This window comes from Pseudoalteromonas sp. Ld20, assembly GCF_045064175.1.
Taxonomy (GTDB): Bacteria; Pseudomonadota; Gammaproteobacteria; order Enterobacterales; family Alteromonadaceae; genus Pseudoalteromonas; species Pseudoalteromonas neustonica.
Map to the genome: position 1 here is coordinate 48,750 of NZ_JBISHB010000027.1, position 23,195 is coordinate 71,944.

Below are 23,195 nucleotides of genomic sequence, written 5' to 3' on the forward strand. Positions count from 1 at the left end.
TAGACGTAAGTGAGGTAGCAATGTCGAGTTATTTAGCAATTGATGAAACGCTTTTAGAAGCTAGAAATAGTGCATGGACAGCAAAAGAAATTATGCAGCAAAGTGGCTGCTGGCGAGAAACACTCAGCTTGGTAAGTGCTGTACGCAAGCAATTAGATGCTTGGCTTGCAAATGTGTTGGATAAGCCTAATGCGCAAATAGTTTTTACTGGGGCCGGTACCTCTGCGTATGTTGGCGAGGCGGTTGTTGGTTACTTAAACCAACAGTTAGATATTCCATGTCTCAGTATTAGTAGCACCGAGCTAGTGGCTTGCCCGCAGCAGTATTTACAAAAAAATAGGCCAACGTTATTGGTCTCTTTTGCACGCTCAGGTAATAGCCCTGAAAGTGTTGCTGCTGTTGGTGTAGTGAATAACTATGTAAAACACTGTGCTCATTTATTTATTACCTGTAACCCTGATGGCGCACTGAATAAGCAAGCGGCGCAGGATGAGCACTATTTCTCGTTATTGATGCCAACACAAACACTTGACCAAAGCTTTGCAATGACCAGTAGTTTTACGTCGATGCTGGTGGCAAGCTTAGCGGTATTTAGCGATGTGGATAATGCCGTTTTAACGATGGCTGACAGTATTGATAAAAATATTCCGAGCAAGTTAACTCAATTAAAAGAGTTGGCTGAGTTGCCAATGCATCGGCTGGTGTATTTAGGGGCTGGGTCATTAAAAGGGTATGCGCAAGAGTCGGCGTTAAAGCTATTAGAGTTAAGTGCAGGCCAAGTAATGGGGTATTTTGAATCCCCGCTTGGTTTTCGCCATGGGCCAAAATCATTAGTTGATGATAAAACGTTAATCGTCTTATTTGGTTCAAATAATAACTATACAAAACAATATGATACTGACCTTCTAAATGAGCTGCAAGGCGATAATCAAGCGATTGCAGTACATACGTTAGCCTTACCAAGTGAGGCTTCAGCTGAGCAGTTAGATGATGTATTTAATGGCCTGTATTATATGGTGTGCGCACAAATAATATCCTTCTATAAAGCGTGGCAACTAGGTATTACGGTAGATAACCCATGTCCAACCGGTGAGGTAAACCGAGTGGTGCAAGGGGTGACTATTTATCCATTCTCACAAGGTGATATTAATGACTAAGCAGTATATTTATGGCATTGATATTGGCGGCAGTAAAATTGAACTTGCGGTATTTGACGCTTCATTAAAACAACTAGGGTCACGGCGTATTGCAACACCGCAAACGAGTTACCAAGATTTTTTAACTGCGTTAGTGGAAATGATTTCAAGTGCAGATCATAAATATCAGTGCTGTGGTGCAGTAGGTATTGGCATGCCAGGTATTATTAATGCGAACCAAGAGGTTTTATCCGCGAATGTTCCTCATGCAACAGGTCAAAATGCAGCGCAAGATTTAGCAAAATTAATAAACCGGCCAGTCGCCATTGAAAATGATTGCCGCTGTTTTGCACTTTCTGAAGCAAAAAGCACGATTGGTTTACAACATACTCGTGTGTTTGGTGCAATTATTGGTACTGGGGCCGGTGGCGGGTTATGCATTGATGGTGAGCTGTACAAAAGTGCGCAAGGTATTGCTGGCGAATATGGGCATTATTCACTTTCAGCAGTGCTACAACAAAAATACCAGTTGCCTATTTTAAAATGTGGCTGTGGTTTAACAGGATGTGTTGAAAGTTATATCGCTGGCCCCGGGTTAGCGCGAATCCATCGGCACTTTTCAGGAAAAGAACTCACCACCTTTGAAATTGTGGAAGGCTTACGAAAAGGCGATGTATTTTGTCAGCAGAGCTTTGCATGTTACTTGGATTTAATGGGGAGTACCTTTGCGGCAATCATTATGGCGTATGACCCTGAGGTAATTGTGATCGGTGGTGGTATGTCATTAGTTAACGAGCTAGTAAGTAACTTAGAAGAGGCAATAGTACCGTATGTTTTTGCTGATATTCGCGTGCCAAAAATTGTGTTAGCTGAGTTTGGTGATGCTAGCGGTGCCCGTGGCGCTGCAATTTTAGCTAAAGCGCAAGTTGGAGTATTATCATGACTGAGCCAGTCTTTTACGTTAAGGCAGAGACTATATATTGCCAAGAGACCGTACTGAAAGACCACCTAATGTTAATTGATAATGGTCGTATTAGTGACTTTACAGAAAGCCCCAAAGCGGATGTGCCAATTCATGATTACGGTGATGCTGCGATTATTCCCGGTTTAATTGATTTACACATTCATGGTCGCGAGGGCTGCGATGTCATTGATTGTAAAATGAGTAGCATTGAAACAATTTCATGCTCACTTGCAGAGCATGGAGTGACGGGGTTTTTAGCGACAACGGTAACGACTGACTGGCAACAAACCCTTAATGCGATGGCTATAATTGGCCAAGCATATACGCAGCAACCTAGTGGTGCACAGGTTTTGGGGGGGTATAGCGAAGGCTTGTTTTTTAGTGAAATACATAAAGGTGCGCATAACCAAGATTATTTTTTAGAATTATCGCAGCCGCATTTAGAAGCGATGATTAAGGCGGCCAACGGTAGCTTAAAGGTGGTGGCATTAGCACCTGAAAAACCCGGTGCCAATACGCTGATCCAATACCTTACAGCACAAGGTGTTAGAGTGATGTTAGGTCATTGTGATGCCACTTATGAACAAACGCAGCAGGCGCTTGGGCATGGTGCATGTGGTGGTGTGCATGTATTTAACGGCATGCGCGGCATTCACCATCGCGATCCAGGTTGCGCGGGGGCGGTATTAATGGATGACAATGCGCTGGTGGAGGTTATTGCTGATGGTGTGCATCTTCATCCTACTATTTTAAAGTTAATTTATAGACTCAAAGGCCCGCAAAAAATCGCGTTGATCAGTGATTGTATTAATGCAGGTGGTTTAATTGATGGACAATATAAATTAGGTAAAATGGATGTTTTTGTTCACGATGGCGTGGCGAGAACGGCATCGGGCTCTTTGGCTGGTAGTACGCTAACGCTGGAACGCGCTGTTAAAAATATGCACCTATTAGGCAGCGTTGAACTACGTGAAGCGATAAATATGGCCAGTATTGTCCCTGCACAATTTCTTAATATTGAAAGCCAAGTTGGTTCTTTAGCGAGTGGTAAACAGGCTGACTTTGCTGTTTTAAAAAATGATTTCAGTATTCAAGCTACCTATGTGAAAGGTCGCCAATGCTTTTTTAGGGATGCTCAAAACGGCTAAAAAGCACGGCTTTAGTGTAGCTATTGGCTTCAAAACCCATAGAAAGTGAAATATTATAAAATTGATTGCATTTTAAGCGACATGTATGGTGATGTTCGCTATAAGTAATGCTATACTCCCGCCGAATAATTTTTCGACTTTATTAAGAGTAAAATAATGGCAGATTTATCGAAGTACAGAAACATTGGTATTTTCGCGCACGTTGATGCGGGTAAGACCACGACTACTGAGCGTATCCTAAAGCTTACTGGTCAAATCCATAAAACTGGTGAGGTTCATGATGGTGAATCAACAACTGACTTCATGGAACAAGAAGCTGAGCGCGGTATTACTATCCAGTCTGCGGCTGTAAGCTGTTTCTGGAAAGATCACCGTTTTAACGTTATCGATACTCCTGGACACGTTGACTTCACAGTTGAAGTATACCGTTCACTAAAAGTACTTGATGGCGGCATCGGTGTATTCTGTGGTTCTGGTGGTGTTGAGCCACAATCAGAAACTAACTGGCGTTATGCTAACGAATCAGAAGTTGCACGTGTTATTTTCGTAAATAAATTAGACCGTATGGGTGCTGATTTTTACCGTGTAACTGAGCAAGTACGTAAAGTACTTGGTGCAAACCCACTAATCATGACGTTACCAATCGGTATCGAAGATGAGTTTGTTGGTGTTGTAGATGTTCTAACTAAAAAAGCATACGTTTGGGATGACACTGGTCTTCCAGAGAACTACGAGATCACAGACGTTCCAGCAGACATGGTAGAGAAAACTGACGAATACTATGAAATGCTTGTTGAAACTGCTTTAGAGCAAGACGACGAACTTCTTGAAGCATACATGGAAGGTGAAGCGCCTTCTCTTGAAGATATCAAGCGTTGTATCCGTAAAGGTACTCGTGACCTTGCTTTCTTCCCTACATACTGTGGTTCTGCTTTCAAGAACAAAGGTATGCAACTAATTCTTGACGCTGTTGTTGATTACTTACCGTGTCCTACAGAAGTTGATCCTCAACCTCTTATGGATGAAGAAGGTAATGAAAATGGCGAGTTCGCAGTAGTATCTACTGATGAACCATTCAAAGCGTTAGCATTCAAAATCATGGATGACCGTTTTGGTGCATTAACATTCGTACGTATCTACTCTGGTAAACTAAATAAGGGTGACACTATCCTTAACGCGTTTACTGGTAAAACTGAGCGTGTTGGCCGTATGGTTGAGATGCAAGCAGATGACCGTAACGAATTAACTAGCGCACAAGCTGGTGACATCATTGCTATCGTAGGCATGAAAAACGTGCAAACTGGTCACACTTTATGTGATCCTAAGCACCCAGTAACACTTGAGCCAATGGTATTCCCAACTCCAGTAATCTCGATTGCTGTACAGCCTAAAGATAAAGGCGGTAATGAGAAAATGGGTGTTGCTATCGGTAAAATGGTTGCAGAAGATCCATCTTTCCAAGTTGAGACTGATGAAGATTCAGGCGAAACTATCCTTAAAGGTATGGGTGAGCTTCACTTAGATATCAAAGTTGATATCCTTAAGCGTACTTACGGCGTAGACCTTATCGTTGGTCAACCACAGGTTGCTTACCGTGAAACTATCACTCGTGAAATCGAAGATAGCTACACGCATAAGAAACAATCTGGTGGTTCTGGTCAGTTCGGTAAAATCGACTACCGCATCAAGCCAGGTGAAATTGCTTCAGGCTTCACGTTTAAATCATCAGTTGTTGGTGGTAACGTACCTAAAGAATTCTGGCCTGCAGTTGAGAAAGGCTTTAAGTCAATGATGAACGAAGGTGTTCTAGCTGGCTTCCCAGTACTTGACGTTGAAGTTGAACTTTTCGACGGTGGTTTCCATGCCGTGGATTCATCTGCAATCGCGTTCGAAATCGCTGCTAAAGGCGCTTTCCGTCAATCGATCCCTAAAGCGGGCGCACAACTTCTTGAGCCAATCATGAAAGTTGACGTGTTCACACCAGAAGATCACGTTGGTGACGTAATCGGTGACCTTAACCGTCGTCGTGGTATGATGAAAGACCAAGAAGCTGGTTTAACTGGTATCCGTATTAAAGCTGATGTTCCGTTATCAGAAATGTTCGGTTACATCGGTACACTACGTACAATGACATCAGGTCGTGGTCAGTTCTCTATGGAGTTCTCACACTATGCACCGTGCCCACAAAGCGTAGCTGATACAGTAATCGCTGCAGAAAAAGAGAAAAAAGCTGCTAAGTAATTAGCCTTTTAAATCTTTGAAAAAACCCGCACTTGTTGCGGGTTTTTTATTGCCTAACACTAAAAATATTTAACCATTCTAGCGGGCTAAATAAAGCGCTAACAGCGTTATAAGTTTTTCATGTACGACTGCATGGATGCAGGAGGTAGAGCAATGCAGGAGCAATGGCCGAGAATAACACCATGTCAAAATTTCTGCCTTGTTATCACTGTATTTATCTTTCGCTATAAATGGCCATTAACTTAACACGATTGGTACAACTTTTTTTTGAGAAACTCTTTTTCTTGATTTGTTTTTCTTCACTTGTTGATTATTGGAACTTTAGTTTAGGGCGTGTTGACCTTTGTGGATTGAAATTTGTTCAATCTAGGGGGAATTTAATCGCGGCGCGAGGTTTGTAACCTAGTGGGCTAAGTAAAAACCGAGCAACAAAGAGTTAATTGTCCCTAGAAAGAACCCGGAGGGCAGCGCATGTTTGGCATTTATGCTGCGTTATCGCCTATTAATGGGGAATAACCACACTACATAGGCTCTGCCTTGCCTAAAAACCAAACATACAGCTGCAAAATCAATCACGAAAGGTCAACACGCCCTAATAGTTTTTAATTTGTTCAACTAAAAGGATTGAGCTAGTTCATTTTTAGAGACTCTCTTTTTAAAAAAAATAATTAATTAACTTGTGGCTTATTAACGGCTTAGAATAAATACTTTAGGTCTAGGTAAAAGGTAGTGTAAATGCTCTTGTGTACCTGTTTCTATAAGGGTAAAATTCTCTTCTGATTTATAGTTTTTAACTATTAATAAAAAAGGAAACCTTCCTCAGAAGAGGGTGCAAACAAAAGAGCCTTAATATGAATATAGTAAAATTAAGTCCGAACTGGATGTTGCAAGCAATTAAAATTATTTTTGCCCTCGTTACAACATACAGTGTTGTAGCTGTAATGGATTTGAAAATAGTTACTATGGTAATTATTCCCACTTTTCTTGTGCTTACTTTGTTTAATGTAATGAAATTACGATTTTTGCATTGCTACAAAGCGGGTATTTATTATTCTGGTATTTTAGGTCGGCAATATATTAATGCGGATGAAATAACAGCCATTACTTTTAAGCGACATAGCATTATTACTGAGTTTAAAGTTCAGTTGGCATCTGGAAAGGTTGAGTCTTTCTACAATTGGCAATTTAATGAAGAGCAAATGAAGGGCATTCTGGATTTGTATGCGCGTAGTTTGGCTTGCAGTAAAAAAGAAAGCAATCAACGCTGTAATGCTTAAGTAAAGATGATGATTCTTGAGATTAAATAGACCGCTTTTTAGCGGTCTATTTCGTTATGTAGATTTAGTAAGTTACTTTTTAATACGCCTTCTTGCTAATAATGGTAAAGCGAGCAAACTTAACCAACCTAATGAGCCAGAGTTACTCTTCTTTTCATCCACTTTATCTATATTAATAAATACCAACTGTGCTGCTGATAAATTCCCGGCACTATCTTGAGCTTGTACCATTAAGGTAATTTTACGTTCAAGGTCGTAATCCAGTTCTGTAGCGAGAATAAGCTGACCTTGTGCATCAATTGTAACGGCATCATTACCTGATACAACAAAGCTAACTACAGGTGTGTATGCTTCATCTGCATCACTAAAATTAAGCGTGCCTATTACGGCACCTACCGCACTATTCTCTGCAATGCTAAAGGTTTGTTCAGGCGCTAAAACAGGCGCTTGTGGTTCTGGGATTGGCTCAACTGGTGGCTCAGATTTTATATCGATAATGACAGGATCATGATCTGATGCACGGTATGCGTTGTCTGCGTATAAGCTTGCTTGCTGTGTGTCTGATTTTGATTCGAGGTTGTAATCTAAGCTAATAGGCTCATCAGCATTGATATGCCAATCTGTCGCAGCGACTACTTTTGCAAGCAGGGTTGGGCTTGCTACAGCGTGATCTAAGCTACCTAATCGTCCTGAGAAGCTATAAGAGTAACTAAAAGTGTTGCCATTAAGTTCGGCGACAACATTCTTATACCCTTTATCAGCAAATGCGCGAATTGGATCTTCCATTGCATATGCGTTCATATCACCGACAAGGATAATATCTTCATCATCGATACCGGTAGGTTTACTGTTTAACCAGTCAGCATAAGCATTTGCACCCGCAACGCGAATTTCATTCCAGCAAGCTTGACCATCACCTAAATCAGCGTTGTTACCTTCTGCGCTACGACAGCCGCCTTTTGATTTTAAATGGGCGACAGCAACTGTAAATACTTCTTCGGTACTAAGTGATTTAAAGCTTTGCGCAATAGGCGCACGGTTACTGTAATCAAATGGTGTTTGCGTTGTTATGGCCGCAGTGCCTACTTCTTCTACTTTATTAGCGCGGTAAATTAATGCGGTAGTGATTTGATCTGTACCAATTTGATTTACAGCAAAATCAACAAAAGCGTATTGGTTTTCAGCATCTTCATCATTGAGTGCTTTAACTAGGCTGGCAATGGCGCTAAATTCACCAAAACCATCGTTTTCAATTTCCATTAAACCAATAACATCGGCTTTAAGCGCTGTAATTGCACTGACTAATTTTGCTTGTTGGCGAACAAATTCTGCTTCGTTATCTGCACCGCGACTTGTTGGAAAACCACCGCCTTGACCATCACCATTAAAGTAATTAAGTACGTTGAAGCTGGCAATACGTAAGTCGGCTTGCTCGTTTAATGCAGGTGCATCTGGGCGAGGGTTGGTAGCAATAAATGTTGGTGCAATCGTTGGGTGAAGACGGTAGCGATTAAAGCTGTAGCCCAATACTCCGGTAATCGTATTAACAGAGTCACCTAAACGTAACGTATTATAAGCATCAAGCCCAACACCCGGGTAAGCGATTGGATCGCGGTTTTGCTTCGTTGAGCCGTCATCGACTAAAATTTGTTTTTTAAGGTTCTCAGCTTCGTGGGCATTGGCTGCATCACCAGGTAAGGCAACTTGCGTACCCTGATATAGACGTTCCGTGGCGAGTTCAACTTCACCGAAACGACCTAGCGCATAGTTATTGGTGACCACTAAAGGTTGCTCTAATGTGACCAACATACCTTCAAAGGCTTCAAAATCATTCGTATCAGCAACAGGTAAAGATATTTTTGTTGCTGTAGATGTTAAGTCTGCTGCACAGACTTTAATTTGGCTAACGTCGCCAATTTGTGTTGCGTTGAAGTATTCAGCGACACTGCCCTTAACACGAACGTGATCACCCACATTAACGTCAGTAGTATTAGCGTAAATAAATACACCTTCAGAGGTCAGTGGGTTGTTGTCAATATCAGCATCAAGCGAGGTGATAAAAAAGCCATTGAGTTGATCGTCGGCCTGTAGATCCGCCGTTACAATACCTTCAAGCTCAACGATGGTATTGATCAATGGGCTTTCATCACTGGCACCTTGAATGGCGTTAATCGTAGTTTTAGCAGCGCCGCACTCTAATGGAGTAACCGGTTCTGGATCAGGGTCTGGTGTTGGTTCTGTGCTTTCGCCATGAAAACCAATGCCTGAAAAGTCATCTTTATCAAACTGCACCCATTGTGCACTTGGATCAAATTCTGCCGTGGCATCTGTACGGCCTATTGTAATACTGAGATTGCGACGCAGTGATTTATCTTTAGTGGCAACACCGCCGGCAGACCACTCTTGGCCAGGATCAACGCCTAGTTGACCAAAACTATCAACGATAGTGCCATCTTTAGTAAGTATTAAAGCATCATCACCATTAAAATAGGTAACAGTTGCTTCAATATCAGCTTTCGCTTTAAGTTCGTCTACAGAGCCTGCGTTAACAATTACATAGGTGCTATTTGCAGCTAAACTACCAGATAGGTCAAGTGTATTATTTGGACTGGTTAGATCGCCGTTCCCATTTGAATAAAGAGAGATGTTATAGCCGTTAAGAGATAATTCAGCGCCTGAGTTGTTATAAAGCTCAATAGCTTTATTGTTAGAGCCACCTTCAACATATTCTGAAATGATTAGATTAGCGGATGCTGGTGCACTGAGACTTGCAATAACAAGTGCCAGAGGTGTTATTTTTGTATTTATCATTTTATTCCCGTGTGTGTGGATCCCAATTGGGGGAACTAGTTTAGGGATTTTTTATGACAAATAAAATACAAAATGTTAATAAAATGAAAGTGAAAAGAGCGAGGGCTCACTCTTTTCAAAGGGAAAGCTTATTTTTTAAGCCACTGGGCTGCTTGTTTTGCGAAGTAGGTCAAAATACCATCAGCACCAGCACGTTTAAATGCCAGTAATGATTCCATTATGGTTGCCTCTTCAGCGAGCCAGCCGTTATCAATCGCTGCTTTGTGCATCGCGTACTCACCACTTACTTGATAAGCAAAAGTTGGCACACCAAACTCATCTTTTACGCGGCGCACAATGTCTAAATACGGCATACCAGGTTTTACCATGACCATATCAGCGCCTTCTTGCAGATCAAGGGCAACTTCACGGATAGCTTCATCTGAATTTGCAGGGTCCATTTGATAGGTTTTTTTATCTGCTCCTTTTAAATTCCCTGCTGAGCCAACTGCATCACGAAATGGGCCGTAGTAGCTAGACGCATATTTTGCAGAGTAAGCCATAATACGGGTATGAATAAAGCCATCCGCTTCGAGTGCTTCACGAATAGCGGCAATACGGCCATCCATCATGTCTGAAGGTGCAACTACATCGGCGCCAGCTTCTGCATGTGAAAGTGCTTGCTTAACAAGTATTTCAGTTGTGACATCGTTAATGACATAGCCTTCATCATCAATGATGCCGTCTTGGCCATGCACAGTGAATGGGTCAAGCGCTACATCGGTGATCACACCAAGCTCAGGGAACGCAGCTTTAAGTGCGCGTACAGTGCGTTGTGCAAGGCCATCATCGCTGTAGGCTTCTTCTGCGAGCAATGATTTTTTGTCTACAGGTGTAACGGGAAAAATGGCGACAGCAGGAATGCCTAATTCAACCAACTCTTTTGCTTCGTCTAGAAGTAAATCGATAGATAGGCGTTCAATGCCTGGCATTGACTCAATTGCTTCGCGGCGGTTCTCACCCTCAAGCACAAAGACAGGGTAAATTAAATCATTGACGCTGAGTTGATTTTCAGCCATAAGACGACGAGAAAAATCACTACGGCGCATTCTACGCATGCGTGTATAAGGGAAAAGGTCGAGACCTGATTGGGCCATTGTTTGCTCCTAGTCTAAAATTGGAAAGCTAACCACGCGATTTCTGCCACTTTGTTTTGCGTGATAAAGCGCTTTATCTGCACAATCAGTGAATAATCCCGGGTTATTTATATCTTCAGCGACGGCACAGTATACCCCCGCACTAATGGTAAATTTTATCTCTGTGCTTGCCACTTTTATCGCAGCATCCATGATTGCTTGGCGTATATTCTGCGCTATCTCAAGGGCACCATCGAGAGGTGTGTTTGGCAGTAATACAACAAATTCTTCACCACCATAGCGGGCGACTTCATCAAGCGGACGCTTTAAATGGCTTTTGATTATTTGTGCAACGGCTTGTATGGCCTGATCGCCGGTTAAATGTCCGTATGTGTCATTGATTTTTTTAAAGTGATCTATATCGAACATTATCACGCTCAGTGGGGTTTGTTCTCTGCGTGAGCGGCGTAAATCCATGACCAGTTTTTTATCGAAGTAGCGGCGGTTTTTTACTTGCGTGAGTGCATCTTCCATATTCATCTGTTCTAATGCGCGGTTTTTTTCTTCTAGCTCTCGCAGGGTAACTTGTAATTCAAAAGTACGTTCTTCTATGTTTGCTTCAAGATCTAAATGAGCCTGTTCTTGCAGCTCAATACGCTCTTGTAATAAGGCATCTTGCGCCTCGCTTTGGGCAATACGTGCTTGCTGAGAAGCAATTTGTGCATCACGTTCAATTAAAAAGTATTTAATGGTCGCAAAGCTTAAACTCAAAGCGCACACTAAAAAGCTGATAAACATGAAGGGCAGGCCGCGGGTATTAAAATCAAACAAACCAAAAACCACAATATTGAGATAAACCAGTGCGGCAAAAAATGAGATGGCACCACATAATAGGGCACTAGTTGGATGGCTGCGGCTTTGCTTTACGTCATATACGATTGCGGTGCAATGGATTAACATGATTAAAGAGCTAGCTATTAGGGTGTAACTTACTAATAAACTTGTTGGTAGTAGCCAGATAACCAGTAGGCTGCTTAATAATAAGTGATTGCTCCATCGTTGCAGAGACTGTATAGGAGACTTGTTAGATTGGCGCATGCGATTAAATAAAGGTTGGAACAAACCTGTTGTAATTATGAGCATGCAAGGAATAGCAAGTTGTTGTAAGCTCGGTATTGATGGGTGAAAATAGCGATAACCAAAGCCATACAAGTAAACGAGTTGCAACCATAAAGTAATTAATATACAGCCACTCAAGGCAAAATAGCTTTTTCGAGAAAAACCAAATAATACAAAACATGTAATAGCCAGAGATAGAACAAAACCAATTAACAACCCATACAACAGGTTAAATTTACTTTTATATTTTAGATATTCATCGTGCTGCCATACGCTAATTGGAACGCGAACACCGCCTTTAGTTTCAACCCGAAGAAATACTTCACTGCTGCTTAATGGTGGCAAGCTTAATTTAACCAGTAAAGATTCGTTCTTAATTTGGCGATTATCCAGCGGCAGTGCATCACCAATTTCTTTAAATAATAGGGTGCTACCTTTGTGATAATGAAACACAGTTACTTTATCAAGTAATGGGTTATCAATAGAGAGCAAAGCTGGTAATTCATAACTCTCAGCGTTAGTCATTATAAACTTAATCCAAACAGCGTGATTAGCAATGCCAAGGTTTAGGCTCTGTTGATTAAGTTGTTGCCATGATTTAGCGGGTAATAGTTTAGCTTGCTCAGGCGTGAGAGGCTGCTGTGTGTAAGCAAAAGAAATGTCTTGAAGGTGTTTAAAGTGTTTATCTAAAGTGATGCCTTTAGCGTGAGAAGCAACTGATATTAACAGCAGCGTAAAACCACCAAAAAACAACCAAGCACACTTCATTGCTAGCCCTTGCGGTTGAACAATTGTTGAAAATTAAGTGTAGTTTGCTCTGCAACGGCTGTAAATTCAATGTTTTTCAGTGACGCAATAGTTTGGCAAATATAAGGTAAAAAACAGGGCTCATTACGTCGAGATTTGGGTTTAGGTGTAATAGTGCGCGGTATAAGAAAAGGTGCATCTGTTTCAATTAATAATTTATCAAGTGGTATCAATGGCACTAGCTGCTGTAACTCTTTGCCTCTTCTTTCATCACATACCCAACCAGTGATCCCTATGTGTAAGCCTAGTGCTAAGTATTGCTCTAATGCCTGCTGATCACCGGTAAAGCAATGGAGTACACCACGAACAGAATACATTTTTAAAATAGCGAGCATATCCTCGCTAGCATCACGTTCATGTAGGTAAACAGGTAAATCAAGTTGTTCTGCTAGCGTTAATTGACGATGTAAAACTGAACGCTGAACATCCCGAGGTGAAAAATCACGATTATAATCTAAACCACACTCGCCAATAGCAACGACTTTCGAGTTTGCTGCTAAATGACGAAGTTGAGTCTCTAGCTGCTCATCGACAGATTTAGCATCATGCGGGTGAACGCCCGCGGTAGCAAGCAGATCATAATCTTGAGCTAACGTAAGTGCTTGTTGGCTGGTGCTAACATCGCATCCAATTAACAGCATTTGGCCAACATCATGCGCTTTCGCGCGTGTGATGATAGCTTCATGCTGAGCATCAAATTGGTGATTTGTGAGGTTTACACCCGCATCAATAAGCATTGTTGACATTAATTTGTTCGTTTAACGCGAATTGAACGATTATAACCTGCTTTTTTCAATAGGAATGAATTGAACATACCGCGTGTGATTTCGACTGTATCGTTAGCCCTCAGGCGTATGCTATCAGAGCCCACTTGACGCCATTGCTGGCCATTTTCCAAGTTAATGATTAATTCACCATACGGCGCTTCTTCTATGCTGCTAATCACTGCGGTAATTTCATCATCATTGTCTTTAGCCGCTTCTTTGTGCTCTAAGCCAAAATCTTCATTTTTTGCTTTTGCCGTATTTTTAGACTCAACTATTGAGGCGGGTGCTGCGTCTTTTAACGATTGTGACGTTGTTACTGGTTTACTCAATGGTTTACCAGCCATGATATTGTCGTAGCAAAGTAAACGATTAAAGTCATTTTCAACAAAAGTACACGCTTGCAATGCTTGTAGGTTAACTTCATTAGCATTAGCGATAGGGACACTTAACAGAGCTAATAATGGTAGTAGTTGTTTTTTCATTTTATTCCTTAGACTCATATTGTTCAGGTTTAGCGGTGTAAAAAGTCGCTAAAATTAAACCAATTTCAAATAATACTAGCATCGGAAGCGCTAATAATGATTGCGAGAGTACGTCAGGTGGCGTTAAAAACATAGCAACGACAAATACACCAACGACAATATACGGTCGTTTTTCTTTTAAACTTTGCGTGGTTGTCGCACCACTCCAGCATAGCAGCATAATAGCTACTGGGATTTCAAAGGCGACGCCAAAAGCAAAGAATAACTTTAATGCAAAGCTCAAGTAACTGCTGATATCGGGTGCAAGTGTCATCATTTCGGGACCGGCACTGGTAAAAAAACCAAGAATAATCGGCAATACGATAAAATAACAAAATGCGATACCACCATAAAAAAGTATAATGCTTGATGCTAAAATAGGCATCAGCATACGTTTTTCATGTTGATACAAACCTGGTGCAATGAACCCCCAGATTTGATGTAATATCAGTGGTATAGAAGCAAATAAAGCAACAAATAAAGTTAATTTAAATGGTGCAAAAAATGGTGCCGTTACATCTGTTGCGATCATTGTTGCTGTACTTGGTAAGTGAGCAACTAATGGTGCAGCAACAAAGCTATAAATATCATTGGCAAAGTAAACGAGAGCAATAAAAAATAATAAAATAGTTAATAAAGCTTTCATTAGACGATTTCGTAACTCAATTAAATGACTCACGAAGCCAGATTGTGTTTGTTCAGCCATAACTTAACTCGCTACCAATGAGTAGACCAAAGACAACAAAAATAATTCACTTTTGTTCATCGTTACTCACTTTATTGTTTTGATCTGAAGATTCTTTTTTATAACTATGAGTGACAGAATCGGCCGCTTTTTGCAGTTCATCAACAGAACTTTTGAGCGCAGGACTTAAATCTTGCATACTTTGTTGCTCTGCTTTTTTTAAATTTTGATGCAGTTCGTGTACGCGAAGCTCTTCGTTAACTTCAGCTTTGACTGAGTTAGCTAATGATTTTATAGTTTTTATCCAGCGACTTACTGTGCGAATAGCAACGGGCAAGCGTTCAGGCCCCAGTACAACGAGCCCAACGATTAAAACAACAACAAGTTCCCACATGCCCATTTTAATTAAGCCTTATGGTCTTCTTTGCTTTTATCAATAGACTCTTTATTTTGAATGGGACTATTACTTTGTTCTATGTTATCAGTAGGTTTAGGTTGTTCTTCTTCAGATACTGCTTTTTTAAACCCTTTTACAGCATTCCCTAAATCACCACCAATTCCGCGTAATTTTTTTGTACCAAAAAGTAACACAATGATTGCCAAAACAATCAGTAATTGCCAAATACTAATACCGCCAAAACCCATGATGTTCTCCACTTAATTAAATACTGTGAATTAAAGTTATTGTATTGATTATACTCACCGAGCACTAAATAGCACTTAGTTTATGACGCATTGCGCCAAGCGAGGATAAAGCCACTTAGCGAGCAAACTGCTGCAATACTTGCTGCTATCATATCGTGCTGTAAATAGCATAGTCCCGACACTATCATTGCAGCTCCCGCAAATACACCAAGTAATAATGGCTTGTGCGACGGCTGAGTGATTGGAGTCTGTACTTGATACTGCTGTTGCTGCTTTAAATTATGGTAAATTAAATCAGGCAATTCGGGCATTTTTTCTGCCCAAAAAGGTAAATTTGCATATACCTGCTTAAGTACCGACCAAGGGCCGACTTGTTGCTTTACCCAGTCTTCTAAGAAGGGTTTTGCTGTTTTCCATAAATCTAATTGTGGATATAACTGACGCCCTAATCCTTCAACATACAGTAAGGTTTTTTGCAGTAGAACTAATTGGGGTTGAACTTGCATATTAAAGCGACGAGCTGTATTAAACAGGTTGACTAAAACGTGACCAAATGAAATTTCAGCTAATGGCTTATTAAAAATCGGCTCGCACACTGTACGAATCGCAAACTCAAACTCTTCAACGCTGGTATCCTTTGGAACCCACCCTGAGTCAACATGCAGCTGGGCGACTTGACGGTAGTCACGATTAAAAAAGGCAATAAAGTTCTCTGCAAGGTAACGTTTATCTTCTTTGTTTAAGGTGCCAACAATCCCGCAGTCGATCCCAATAAATTTGGGGTTTTCAGGCGTGTCGTATGATACAAACACGTTCCCTGGATGCATGTCAGCATGAAAAAAGCTATCACGGAATACTTGGGTGAAAAACACTTCCACGCCTCGTTCAGCTAGCAATTTCATATTGGTGTTTTGCGCAACTAATGCGTCAGTATCCGAAACTGGAATACCGTAAATACGCTCCATTACGAGTACATTAACACGACTGTAGTCACTGTAAACATAAGGGATATAAAGCGAATCTGAACCTTCAAAGTTACGCTTTAATTGAATAGCATTAGCGCCTTCACGCATTAAGTCTAGTTCATCGAGTAAGGTTTTTTTATACTCTTTAACCACTTCTACAGGGCGTAATCTTTTTGCTTCATTTACTAATTTAGCCACGACTTTAGCAAATTGCTCCATCAAGGCTAGGTCGGCATCAATTTGGCCTTTTATATCTGGGCGAATTACTTTTATCACCACATCTTGCGGTTGTTGATGTTCATCGATTAAGGTCGCTGTGTGAACTTGTGCAATAGATGCAGAGGCTAAAGGAGTTTGTTCAAAGTCACTAAAGCATTCACTAATGTCATTGATCTCTAATGCTTCTTCAATGAGCTTTTGTGCTAATGCACCTTCAAAAGGGAGTACTTGATCTTGTAGGTGCGCAAGCTCTATTGCTATATCGAGCGGTAATAAATCGCGACGCGTAGAGAGCATTTGGCCAAACTTAATCCATACAGGGCCTAACTGTTGCAGCGCCAAGCGCAGTCGTAATCCAGCTGGTTTATCTGTGTGTTTGTTTTTAAGCCAGAACAAGCATGAGCGGCCAGCTTTAGCATACCAAGGTATTTTATTGGCAGGGATCAGTTCATCTAAACCATAGTTGAGTAGGGTTTGGGTGATGTAATATAACCGAGCAGCTGACACAAATAATCCTTACAGATTTAGTTAGATTGAAGTAATTGGTTTATACGCATTTCAAGCTGAGCAACTTGGCCTTTTAATTGGCGGGTGTGTTGTTTAAATTGTTCAAGCTCTATCGGGTGAATGGTGACCGCTAACTCATCTTGGCATAAATGAGTAATCGTATTGTTAAGCTTAAGCTGTGTTTTATCGCCTTGGCTTTTCAATTGCGTAATAAGCTGCCAAACTTGTTGTGCAGGGACATCACCAATATAACGAGAAAGGTGTTCAGGCCAGTCAATATCCATTGCAGCAAAAGCATTACTGTAGCCTTGAGCAATATTTAAATCACCTTGGAGGTCGAGTTTGTCCTGGCGGATCAGCTGCGTCAACATCGCTGGATTTTGTAATGCCATTAAGGTATCGATATTAGCGCTGATCATGCAGTCATACAGTGTTTCTTTGGTATTGTATAAATGTAAATTTTGGCCGGTGAACACCACTACAAATTGTTGTTGCCAGTCACGTATATCAATTAATAAACGCTGTTGAGTGACAGGTTTTAGCTTGACTATTAAAGTACTATCAAGCACTAGCGCTGTATTTAAAATACGCTCAACTACAGCGACTAGAAAATTCGTTAACATAACAGCACCTTTACCTTTTTCAGTGTCCAAGCTAGCGCTTAATATTTAAAACCACGATGTAACGCGACAATGCCACCAGTTAGATTTTGATACGTTGTTTGTTCAAAGCCAGCATCATTCATCATGGTTTTGAGTGTTTCTTGATCTGGATGCATGCGAATTGATTCAGCCAAATATTTGTATGATTCGCCGTCGTTAGCAACTAATTCACCCATTTTTGGTAGCAGGTTGAATGAGTAAAAATCATAGGCTTTATTGAGCAACTCATGTTCTGGTTTAGAAAACTCTAATACCAACAACCGACCACCTGGCTTTAAAATGCGGTACATTGAGCGCAGCGCTTTATTTTGATCGGTCACATTACGCAAACCAAATGCGATAGTAATTAAATCAAAGCTATTATCAGGGAAAGGCAGTGCTTCAGCATTCATTTGCACGTAGTCGATATTTCCTACAAGACCTAAGTTGTGCAGTTTTTCACGGCCTACTTTGAGCATCGATGAGTTAATGTCACCTAATACCACTTGGCCTGTATCACCAACGAGTTGGCTAAATTTAGCTGTTAAATCACCGGTGCCGCCGGCTAAATCAAGTACATAATGACCTTTACGTACGCCAGAGCTGGCAATAGTTTGGCGTTTCCATAAACGATGAATACCAAAAGACATAAGATCATTCATTACGTCATATTTAGTCGCAACGGAGTGAAATACATCGGCGACCATGGAAGCTTTTTCGGTTTCGGCAACAGTTTTATAGCCAAAATGCGCGGTCTTTTCTGGATTCTCGTTCATGATTAATCTCTATCGTGGCAATAAAGACTAGTGTACTTGATTGTGACCGTGAGGTGCAATTTGAATATGGTTAAATTGTTCGCAGGTAACAACTTTATATGGTTTATTGACCAGCGATAAAGCTGCTTTGACCAAGAGATTTTGCTTTATATGCAGCATTCGATGCTTTGCGCGCTAATTTATTAAAATCTTTCTCGTCGTGATGCTTAGCAATACCAAGGGATAAACTAATTGGTGGAAGTTTAATACCATTTTTTGAGCTTACAAAGCGTAACTTCTCGACTCCATTGCGGACTTTTTCAGCTATAACATTGGCTGTTTCTGGGTCAATATCAGCAAGTAAAATGGTAAATGCATCTTTACCTGTACGTCCGGGTAAACCGCTTTCAAATACGTACTTTTGAATTTGTTTAGCAACTTTATTTAAAATAACTTCACCAATCATATCGCCGTAGTTATCAATAAAGTGATCTAAATTATCAATTTGAATGGCGATTGCACATACTGATTTGTTTTTACCTAACCATAATTGTGTTTGCTGGTTTAAGTAGTGGCGCTTATACAGACCAGTTTGGTGATCAGTGATGTGTTGTTTACGTAATTGTAGGAGTTGTTGCTGGGTTCTTTCTTGTAATCGTTTAGCTTTGATAAGCTCTCGCTTAAATTGCTTATGCTGTGTGAGTAAATGGGCAGTCTGTTTGCTTAGCGTCTCTAATGCTAAGCGGCTTTGCTTAACGTTATTTTCATCAAGTGAATGAACGCAGTCACTCACTTGGCTGGCAAAACGAATTATTTCTTTTTCAGTGGAGTGTGCTGAGCGCGACAATGAATTAATAACACCATCGACATTGCGAACCATGGAGGTTTCAGCTTTGTGAGCCTGATCGATGTAGTCAAAATAAAGTTGTTCGATATAAACAGAATCAATTATTTGCCCTTGGGCAATTGCGCGATCAATCGTTGTGCTTAGGTCGGAATTGACTTGGCTAACGAAAGTGTAAACTACCTGATAATTTAGAGGTGACGGCGGTAAACTATGATGTTCTAAAAAGATACATACCTTGGTCATTTTTTCTTGAGCAATAGCCATGGAATCATGGAACATCATTGTTTATACCAACTAAATACGCGTAACAGCTAAATTAAATAACTCAATCCATGAGACATCTGGGCTATCCTAGCATTTATTTCCTCAATACATTAATCTGTATCGAGTGAATTTAAAAGCTAAAAAACACAATTTAGAAGCAAAAGTTGCATTTTTGCTTTCCAATCGCTGATTTTCTCAACAATAGCACTAATGTAAAAAAATACTGATTAAGTACTAGGCAATAATTGCTGTTAATTTAGCCTTGTTTTAAAGCCTCTTAGTCGCATTTTTTTGATTGTTTTAGTCTTACTGGGTTAGCTTAGCCTTACTATTAACGCCACAGAGCTCTAAAACTATGAAAAAACCACGCTCAAATATTTTCCATCACTCATTATTGAGCCTAGCTCTTGTGTGTTCGTTGAGTGCGTGTCAAATGACCGATATAAACAGCGACCAACAATTTACGGATGCCGCTGAAGCGATTGTTGACTATCGTAAAAGTATTAGCCCGTACAGTAACCCCGCAGGAGTAGATGGCTACTTATTAAGTAATTTATCAGCTGAGTTTCTTGAAAAAAAATACCAAGGAAATATTCAGCTATTAGCGCAATTAGACGCGATAGATAAAGATAAACTCAATGAAGAAAATCGAATAAACCTCACTATAATCCGCGCTCAAGTGCAAAACAGTGTCGATGAATATGTGTTTAATGCACACTACATGCCACTGACATCTGAATATGGTTTTCATTCGAGTTTGTCGTTTATGGTATCGCGCTCAGATTATAAGACAGCTGCTGACTACCAGCTTTACCTTAAACGTTTGCAGCAAGTTCCCCGCTTTTTTGAGCAAAATATTGGCTGGATGCGTAAAGGCTTGCAAGCTGGTTTAACACAACCGAAAGCCGTCTTAATCGGGTATCAAGACTCAATTAACGCCTACATTGTTGACGATGTAACGCAATCGGAATTTTATAAGCCATTTTTAACTAACACTGCCGGATTAAGTGATAATGAGTTTTCAGTTTTACAACGACAAGCCAAAAAAATAATTAAAGATCAGGTGATTGTCGCTTACAAGGGGTATTTAACGTTTTTTAATGAAGAGTATCAACCGGGTGCGCGTAGCGAAATAGGCATTTCAACTACACCAAATGGTGAGGCGTTTTATGCTAATCGCGCCAAGTATTACACCACTACAGATATGACGCCAAAAGAAATCCATGAGCTTGGCTTAAAAGAAGTTGCGCGTATTCGTGGTGAAATGGATGAGGTGATTAAGCAAGTTGGTTTTGAAGGCACGTTTGCCGAATTTGTGCACTTTTTACGTACGGATCCACAATTTTACGCAACAACTCCTGAAGAGTTATTAAAAGAAGCATCGTTTATCGCTAAAAAAATGGATGCACAATTACCTAAACTATTTCATACCTTACCGCGTATGCCTTACGGTGTAGCCCCAGTACCTGCGAGTATTGCGCCAAAATATACAACCGGACGTTATTCTGGTTCAAGCCGTGACGATCAAGCCGGTTTTTATTGGGTAAACACCTATGCGCTGGATAAACGTCCTTTGTATGTATTAGAGGCGTTAACTTTGCACGAAGCAGTGCCAGGCCATCACTTACAAATATCGCTCAACGCAGAGTTAGAGTATTTACCAAGTTATCGCCGCGACGCTTACTTGTCAGCATTTGGTGAAGGCTGGGGTTTATACTCTGAATATTTAGGACTTGAGGCTGGTTTTTATCAAGACCCATATAGTAACTTTGGCCGTTTAACGTATGAAATGTGGCGTGCTGCACGTTTAGTTGTTGATACGGGTATGCATATGTATGGCTGGAGCCGTGAGCGTGCAATGAACTTTATGAGTGAAAATACGGCCCTGTCGTTACATAACGTTAAAACAGAAACTGACCGTTATATATCATGGCCAGCGCAAGCGTTATCTTACAAAATCGGTGAGTTAACCATTAAGCGTTTACGCCAAGAAACAGAGCAAGCACTAGGGCAGAACTTTGATATTCGTGAATTCCATCATCAAATACTTCGCCATGGTTCAGTCCCTTTGTCAGTTCTTGAGGAACAAATTCGTTTGTATATTCAAGCTGAATTAGCTAAACAGAAAAGCTAACCGTTATTCAGTGTAGGCCCAACAATTTGAAGTCCTAGGGTATAAAACTCTTTGCTTGAAATTTGATCTGCTTATATGCTCTTTGCTGGAATAAAATAACCAGCAAGGGGCGTTGGATGAGTGATTTTATAATTTTTAGTATAGATGTGTTTGCCAGTTTATTTATTGTGGCATTGGGTTTGTTTGTATTAGTGGTTATTTATTTTTATATTGCAGATGTAACTCAATCAAAACAAGCTATTAGGCGTAACTACCCGGTGATTGGCCGGTTTCGATATTTTTTTGAGCGCCAAGGCGAGTTTTTTCGTCAGTATTTCTTTGCCATGGATCGTGAGGAAATGCCTTTCAACCGTGCTGATCGCAGTTGGGTGTACAAAGCGGCTAAGAATGTTGACCGTACATCAGCGTTTGGTTCAACACAGAGTTTAGAAGTCACTGGTACAGTTATGTTTATGAACTGTGCGTTTCCTACCTTAGACGAAGAAGCCCTCGAGCCAAGCGCTGTAATAATTGGGCCTTATTGTACTGTACCTTATGCAACAAACTCCTTATTTAATATCTCAGGTATGAGTTTTGGTGCCTTATCTAAACCTGCAGTGCGTGCTTTATCAAAAGGTGCAAAGCTTGCAGGATGCTGGATGAATACAGGCGAAGGCGGTTTAAGCCCTTATCATTTAGAGGGGGGCGCAGATATAGTTTTCCAAATAGGCACGGCTAAGTATGGTGTGCGTGATGGGCAAGGCAATTTGAGCATTAAAAAGCTTCAAGAGATTGCGGCTTATGAGCAAGTTAAGATGTTTGAAATAAAAATGAGCCAAGGAGCAAAACCGGGCAAAGGAGGCATGCTACCCGGTAAAAAAGTTAATGCTGAAATTGCAGCTATTCGGGGCATTCCACAGGGGCAAGATTCAATCAGCCCAAATGGTCATCCAGAGGTTAAAAATCCGTCAGACTTACTTGATATGATTGCAAAAGTCCGTGAAACAACAGGTAAGCCTACCGGTTTTAAAGCCGTTATAGGCGCTTATGCATGGCTAGAAACCTTGTTTGCAGAAATAAACCATCGCGGTATCGAATCAGCGCCCGATTTTATTACTATCGATAGTGCTGATGGTGGCACCGGCGCGGCACCTCAACCTTTAATGGACTCGGTTGGATTACCCTTAAAAGAGAGTCTACCTTTAGTCGTTAGCATGCTTGAAAAACATGGCTTACGAGAGCGGGTTAAGGTGATTGCATCGGGTAAATTAATTGTGCCGTCAAAAGTGGCTTGGGCACTGGCGCTTGGCGCAGATTTTGTTGTTTCTGCACGTGGTCATATGTTTGCCCTGGGCTGTATTCAAGCATTGCAGTGCAATAAGGACACTTGCCCAACAGGTATAACAACACACGATGAACGCTTGCAGCGCGGCCTTGATGTAGCTGACAAGGCGCAGCGTGTCGCTAATTACAACAAGTATATTCATTATGGGGCGGGGTTAATTGCGCACTCATGTGGTGTATTTAGTGCTCGAGAACTCAGCCGTGAACATGTTCGGGTTGTGCAGGAAAATGGCTTATCAGAACCACTAGATAAAATGTATGAAAATTATCAGTAATTTAAAGGGGCTAGGTAATAGGGCCCGCC

The 23,195-nt window shown here is 40.9% G+C and carries 19 protein-coding genes; 7 read left to right on the forward strand and 12 right to left on the reverse strand.

The genetic code is table 11. The features are described from left to right. Positions 1–20 precede the first annotated feature (20 nt). From ACJJVX_RS04325 to ACJJVX_RS04345, 5 genes are all read left to right on the forward strand, one after another. The gene (locus tag ACJJVX_RS04325; protein ID WP_405630352.1) at positions 21–1,157 is read left to right on the forward strand and encodes an SIS domain-containing protein; all 1,137 of its coding nucleotides are present in this window, start codon (positions 21–23) and stop codon (positions 1,155–1,157) included. Continuing rightward, positions 1,150–2,079 carry an ROK family protein gene (locus tag ACJJVX_RS04330; protein ID WP_054454488.1) on the forward strand — a complete coding sequence of 310 codons (930 nt, stop codon included), beginning with the start codon at positions 1,150–1,152 and terminating at the stop codon, positions 2,077–2,079. Before ACJJVX_RS04325 ends, ACJJVX_RS04330 begins: the two co-directional genes overlap by 8 nt. Further along, positions 2,076–3,248, forward strand: coding sequence for an N-acetylglucosamine-6-phosphate deacetylase (gene nagA / locus ACJJVX_RS04335; RefSeq protein WP_054205308.1), 1,173 nt, complete (start codon positions 2,076–2,078; stop codon positions 3,246–3,248). The genes ACJJVX_RS04330 and nagA overlap by 4 nt, the downstream gene beginning before the upstream one ends. Positions 3,249–3,404: 156 nt before the next feature. Further along, positions 3,405–5,489: an elongation factor G gene (gene fusA / locus ACJJVX_RS04340; RefSeq protein ID WP_054205307.1), complete on the forward strand. Its 2,085-nt coding sequence runs from the start codon at positions 3,405–3,407 to the stop codon at positions 5,487–5,489. Between the two features lie 851 nt (positions 5,490–6,340). Continuing rightward, positions 6,341–6,766 (forward strand): hypothetical protein, encoded by a 426-nt coding sequence (locus ACJJVX_RS04345; protein ID WP_054205306.1) that lies wholly within the window; start codon positions 6,341–6,343, stop codon positions 6,764–6,766. A gap of 72 nt (positions 6,767–6,838) precedes the next feature. Here the strand turns inward: ACJJVX_RS04345 and ACJJVX_RS04350 are convergent, their stop codons facing one another. The 12 genes from ACJJVX_RS04350 to ACJJVX_RS04405 form a co-directional block, all read right to left on the reverse strand. Beyond that, a complete protein-coding gene (locus ACJJVX_RS04350; protein ID WP_054205305.1) occupies positions 6,839–9,577 on the reverse strand; it encodes an ExeM/NucH family extracellular endonuclease in 2,739 nt (912 codons plus the stop codon). Positions 9,578–9,705: 128 nt separating this feature from the next. After that, positions 9,706–10,713, reverse strand: a complete 1,008-nt coding sequence (gene hemB, locus ACJJVX_RS04355) for a porphobilinogen synthase (RefSeq protein ID WP_054205304.1) — start codon at positions 10,711–10,713, stop codon at positions 9,706–9,708. A 9-nt stretch (positions 10,714–10,722) separates the two neighbouring features. Next, positions 10,723–12,579 carry a diguanylate cyclase gene (locus ACJJVX_RS04360; protein WP_054205303.1) on the reverse strand — a complete coding sequence of 619 codons (1,857 nt, stop codon included), beginning with the start codon at positions 12,577–12,579 and terminating at the stop codon, positions 10,723–10,725. A 2-nt stretch (positions 12,580–12,581) separates the two neighbouring features. Beyond that, positions 12,582–13,364 (reverse strand): TatD family hydrolase, encoded by a 783-nt coding sequence (locus tag ACJJVX_RS04365; protein WP_054205302.1) that lies wholly within the window; start codon positions 13,362–13,364, stop codon positions 12,582–12,584. Then, positions 13,364–13,867, reverse strand: coding sequence for a hypothetical protein (locus ACJJVX_RS04370; protein WP_405630358.1), 504 nt, complete (start codon positions 13,865–13,867; stop codon positions 13,364–13,366). Before ACJJVX_RS04370 ends, ACJJVX_RS04365 begins: the two co-directional genes overlap by 1 nt. A 1-nt stretch (position 13,868) precedes the next feature. Next, positions 13,869–14,612: a twin-arginine translocase subunit TatC gene (gene tatC / locus ACJJVX_RS04375; RefSeq protein ID WP_405630361.1), complete on the reverse strand. Its 744-nt coding sequence runs from the start codon at positions 14,610–14,612 to the stop codon at positions 13,869–13,871. Between the two features lie 46 nt (positions 14,613–14,658). Further along, complete coding sequence (tatB, locus tag ACJJVX_RS04380; protein ID WP_054205299.1) at positions 14,659–14,991, reverse strand: Sec-independent protein translocase protein TatB; 333 nt, start codon at positions 14,989–14,991, stop codon at positions 14,659–14,661. Between the two features lie 5 nt (positions 14,992–14,996). Further along, the gene (gene tatA / locus ACJJVX_RS04385; protein ID WP_054205298.1) at positions 14,997–15,236 is read right to left on the reverse strand and encodes a Sec-independent protein translocase subunit TatA; all 240 of its coding nucleotides are present in this window, start codon (positions 15,234–15,236) and stop codon (positions 14,997–14,999) included. Positions 15,237–15,316: 80 nt separating this feature from the next. Further along, positions 15,317–16,927, reverse strand: coding sequence for a ubiquinone biosynthesis regulatory protein kinase UbiB (gene ubiB / locus ACJJVX_RS04390; protein ID WP_169326636.1), 1,611 nt, complete (start codon positions 16,925–16,927; stop codon positions 15,317–15,319). Between the two features lie 17 nt (positions 16,928–16,944). Beyond that, positions 16,945–17,550, reverse strand: coding sequence for an SCP2 domain-containing protein (locus ACJJVX_RS04395; protein ID WP_405630365.1), 606 nt, complete (start codon positions 17,548–17,550; stop codon positions 16,945–16,947). Positions 17,551–17,588: 38 nt separating this feature from the next. Continuing rightward, positions 17,589–18,344: a bifunctional demethylmenaquinone methyltransferase/2-methoxy-6-polyprenyl-1,4-benzoquinol methylase UbiE gene (gene ubiE / locus ACJJVX_RS04400; RefSeq protein WP_054205296.1), complete on the reverse strand. Its 756-nt coding sequence runs from the start codon at positions 18,342–18,344 to the stop codon at positions 17,589–17,591. A 103-nt stretch (positions 18,345–18,447) separates the two neighbouring features. After that, complete coding sequence (locus tag ACJJVX_RS04405; protein ID WP_054205295.1) at positions 18,448–19,434, reverse strand: GGDEF domain-containing protein; 987 nt, start codon at positions 19,432–19,434, stop codon at positions 18,448–18,450. Between the two features lie 355 nt (positions 19,435–19,789). On the opposite strand from ACJJVX_RS04405, the gene ACJJVX_RS04410 reads away from it, so the two are divergent. Further along, positions 19,790–21,568 carry a DUF885 family protein gene (locus ACJJVX_RS04410; RefSeq protein ID WP_054205294.1) on the forward strand — a complete coding sequence of 593 codons (1,779 nt, stop codon included), beginning with the start codon at positions 19,790–19,792 and terminating at the stop codon, positions 21,566–21,568. A 116-nt stretch (positions 21,569–21,684) separates the two neighbouring features. Further along, positions 21,685–23,166, forward strand: coding sequence for an FMN-binding glutamate synthase family protein (locus ACJJVX_RS04415; RefSeq protein ID WP_054205293.1), 1,482 nt, complete (start codon positions 21,685–21,687; stop codon positions 23,164–23,166). Positions 23,167–23,195 lie beyond the last annotated feature (29 nt).

What these genes read in the sequence shown, in the direction of transcription:
- ACJJVX_RS04325 (WP_405630352.1), top strand. Translation starts at nt 21, where the DNA reads ATGTCGAGTTATTTAGCAATTGATGAAACGCTTTTAGAAGCTAGAAAT.
- ACJJVX_RS04330 (WP_054454488.1), top strand. Translation starts at nt 1,150, where the DNA reads ATGACTAAGCAGTATATTTATGGCATTGATATTGGCGGCAGTAAAATT.
- nagA (WP_054205308.1), top strand. Translation starts at nt 2,076, where the DNA reads ATGACTGAGCCAGTCTTTTACGTTAAGGCAGAGACTATATATTGCCAA.
- fusA (WP_054205307.1), top strand. Translation starts at nt 3,405, where the DNA reads ATGGCAGATTTATCGAAGTACAGAAACATTGGTATTTTCGCGCACGTT.
- ACJJVX_RS04345 (WP_054205306.1), top strand. Translation starts at nt 6,341, where the DNA reads ATGAATATAGTAAAATTAAGTCCGAACTGGATGTTGCAAGCAATTAAA.
- ACJJVX_RS04350 (WP_054205305.1), bottom strand. Translation starts at nt 9,577, where the DNA reads ATGATAAATACAAAAATAACACCTCTGGCACTTGTTATTGCAAGTCTC.
- hemB (WP_054205304.1), bottom strand. Translation starts at nt 10,713, where the DNA reads ATGGCCCAATCAGGTCTCGACCTTTTCCCTTATACACGCATGCGTAGA.
- ACJJVX_RS04360 (WP_054205303.1), bottom strand. Translation starts at nt 12,579, where the DNA reads ATGAAGTGTGCTTGGTTGTTTTTTGGTGGTTTTACGCTGCTGTTAATA.
- ACJJVX_RS04365 (WP_054205302.1), bottom strand. Translation starts at nt 13,364, where the DNA reads ATGTCAACAATGCTTATTGATGCGGGTGTAAACCTCACAAATCACCAA.
- ACJJVX_RS04370 (WP_405630358.1), bottom strand. Translation starts at nt 13,867, where the DNA reads ATGAAAAAACAACTACTACCATTATTAGCTCTGTTAAGTGTCCCTATC.
- tatC (WP_405630361.1), bottom strand. Translation starts at nt 14,612, where the DNA reads ATGGCTGAACAAACACAATCTGGCTTCGTGAGTCATTTAATTGAGTTA.
- tatB (WP_054205299.1), bottom strand. Translation starts at nt 14,991, where the DNA reads ATGGGCATGTGGGAACTTGTTGTTGTTTTAATCGTTGGGCTCGTTGTA.
- tatA (WP_054205298.1), bottom strand. Translation starts at nt 15,236, where the DNA reads ATGGGTTTTGGCGGTATTAGTATTTGGCAATTACTGATTGTTTTGGCA.
- ACJJVX_RS04395 (WP_405630365.1), bottom strand. Translation starts at nt 17,550, where the DNA reads ATGTTAACGAATTTTCTAGTCGCTGTAGTTGAGCGTATTTTAAATACA.
- ubiE (WP_054205296.1), bottom strand. Translation starts at nt 18,344, where the DNA reads ATGAACGAGAATCCAGAAAAGACCGCGCATTTTGGCTATAAAACTGTT.
- ACJJVX_RS04405 (WP_054205295.1), bottom strand. Translation starts at nt 19,434, where the DNA reads ATGGCTATTGCTCAAGAAAAAATGACCAAGGTATGTATCTTTTTAGAA.
- ACJJVX_RS04410 (WP_054205294.1), top strand. Translation starts at nt 19,790, where the DNA reads ATGAAAAAACCACGCTCAAATATTTTCCATCACTCATTATTGAGCCTA.
- ACJJVX_RS04415 (WP_054205293.1), top strand. Translation starts at nt 21,685, where the DNA reads ATGAGTGATTTTATAATTTTTAGTATAGATGTGTTTGCCAGTTTATTT.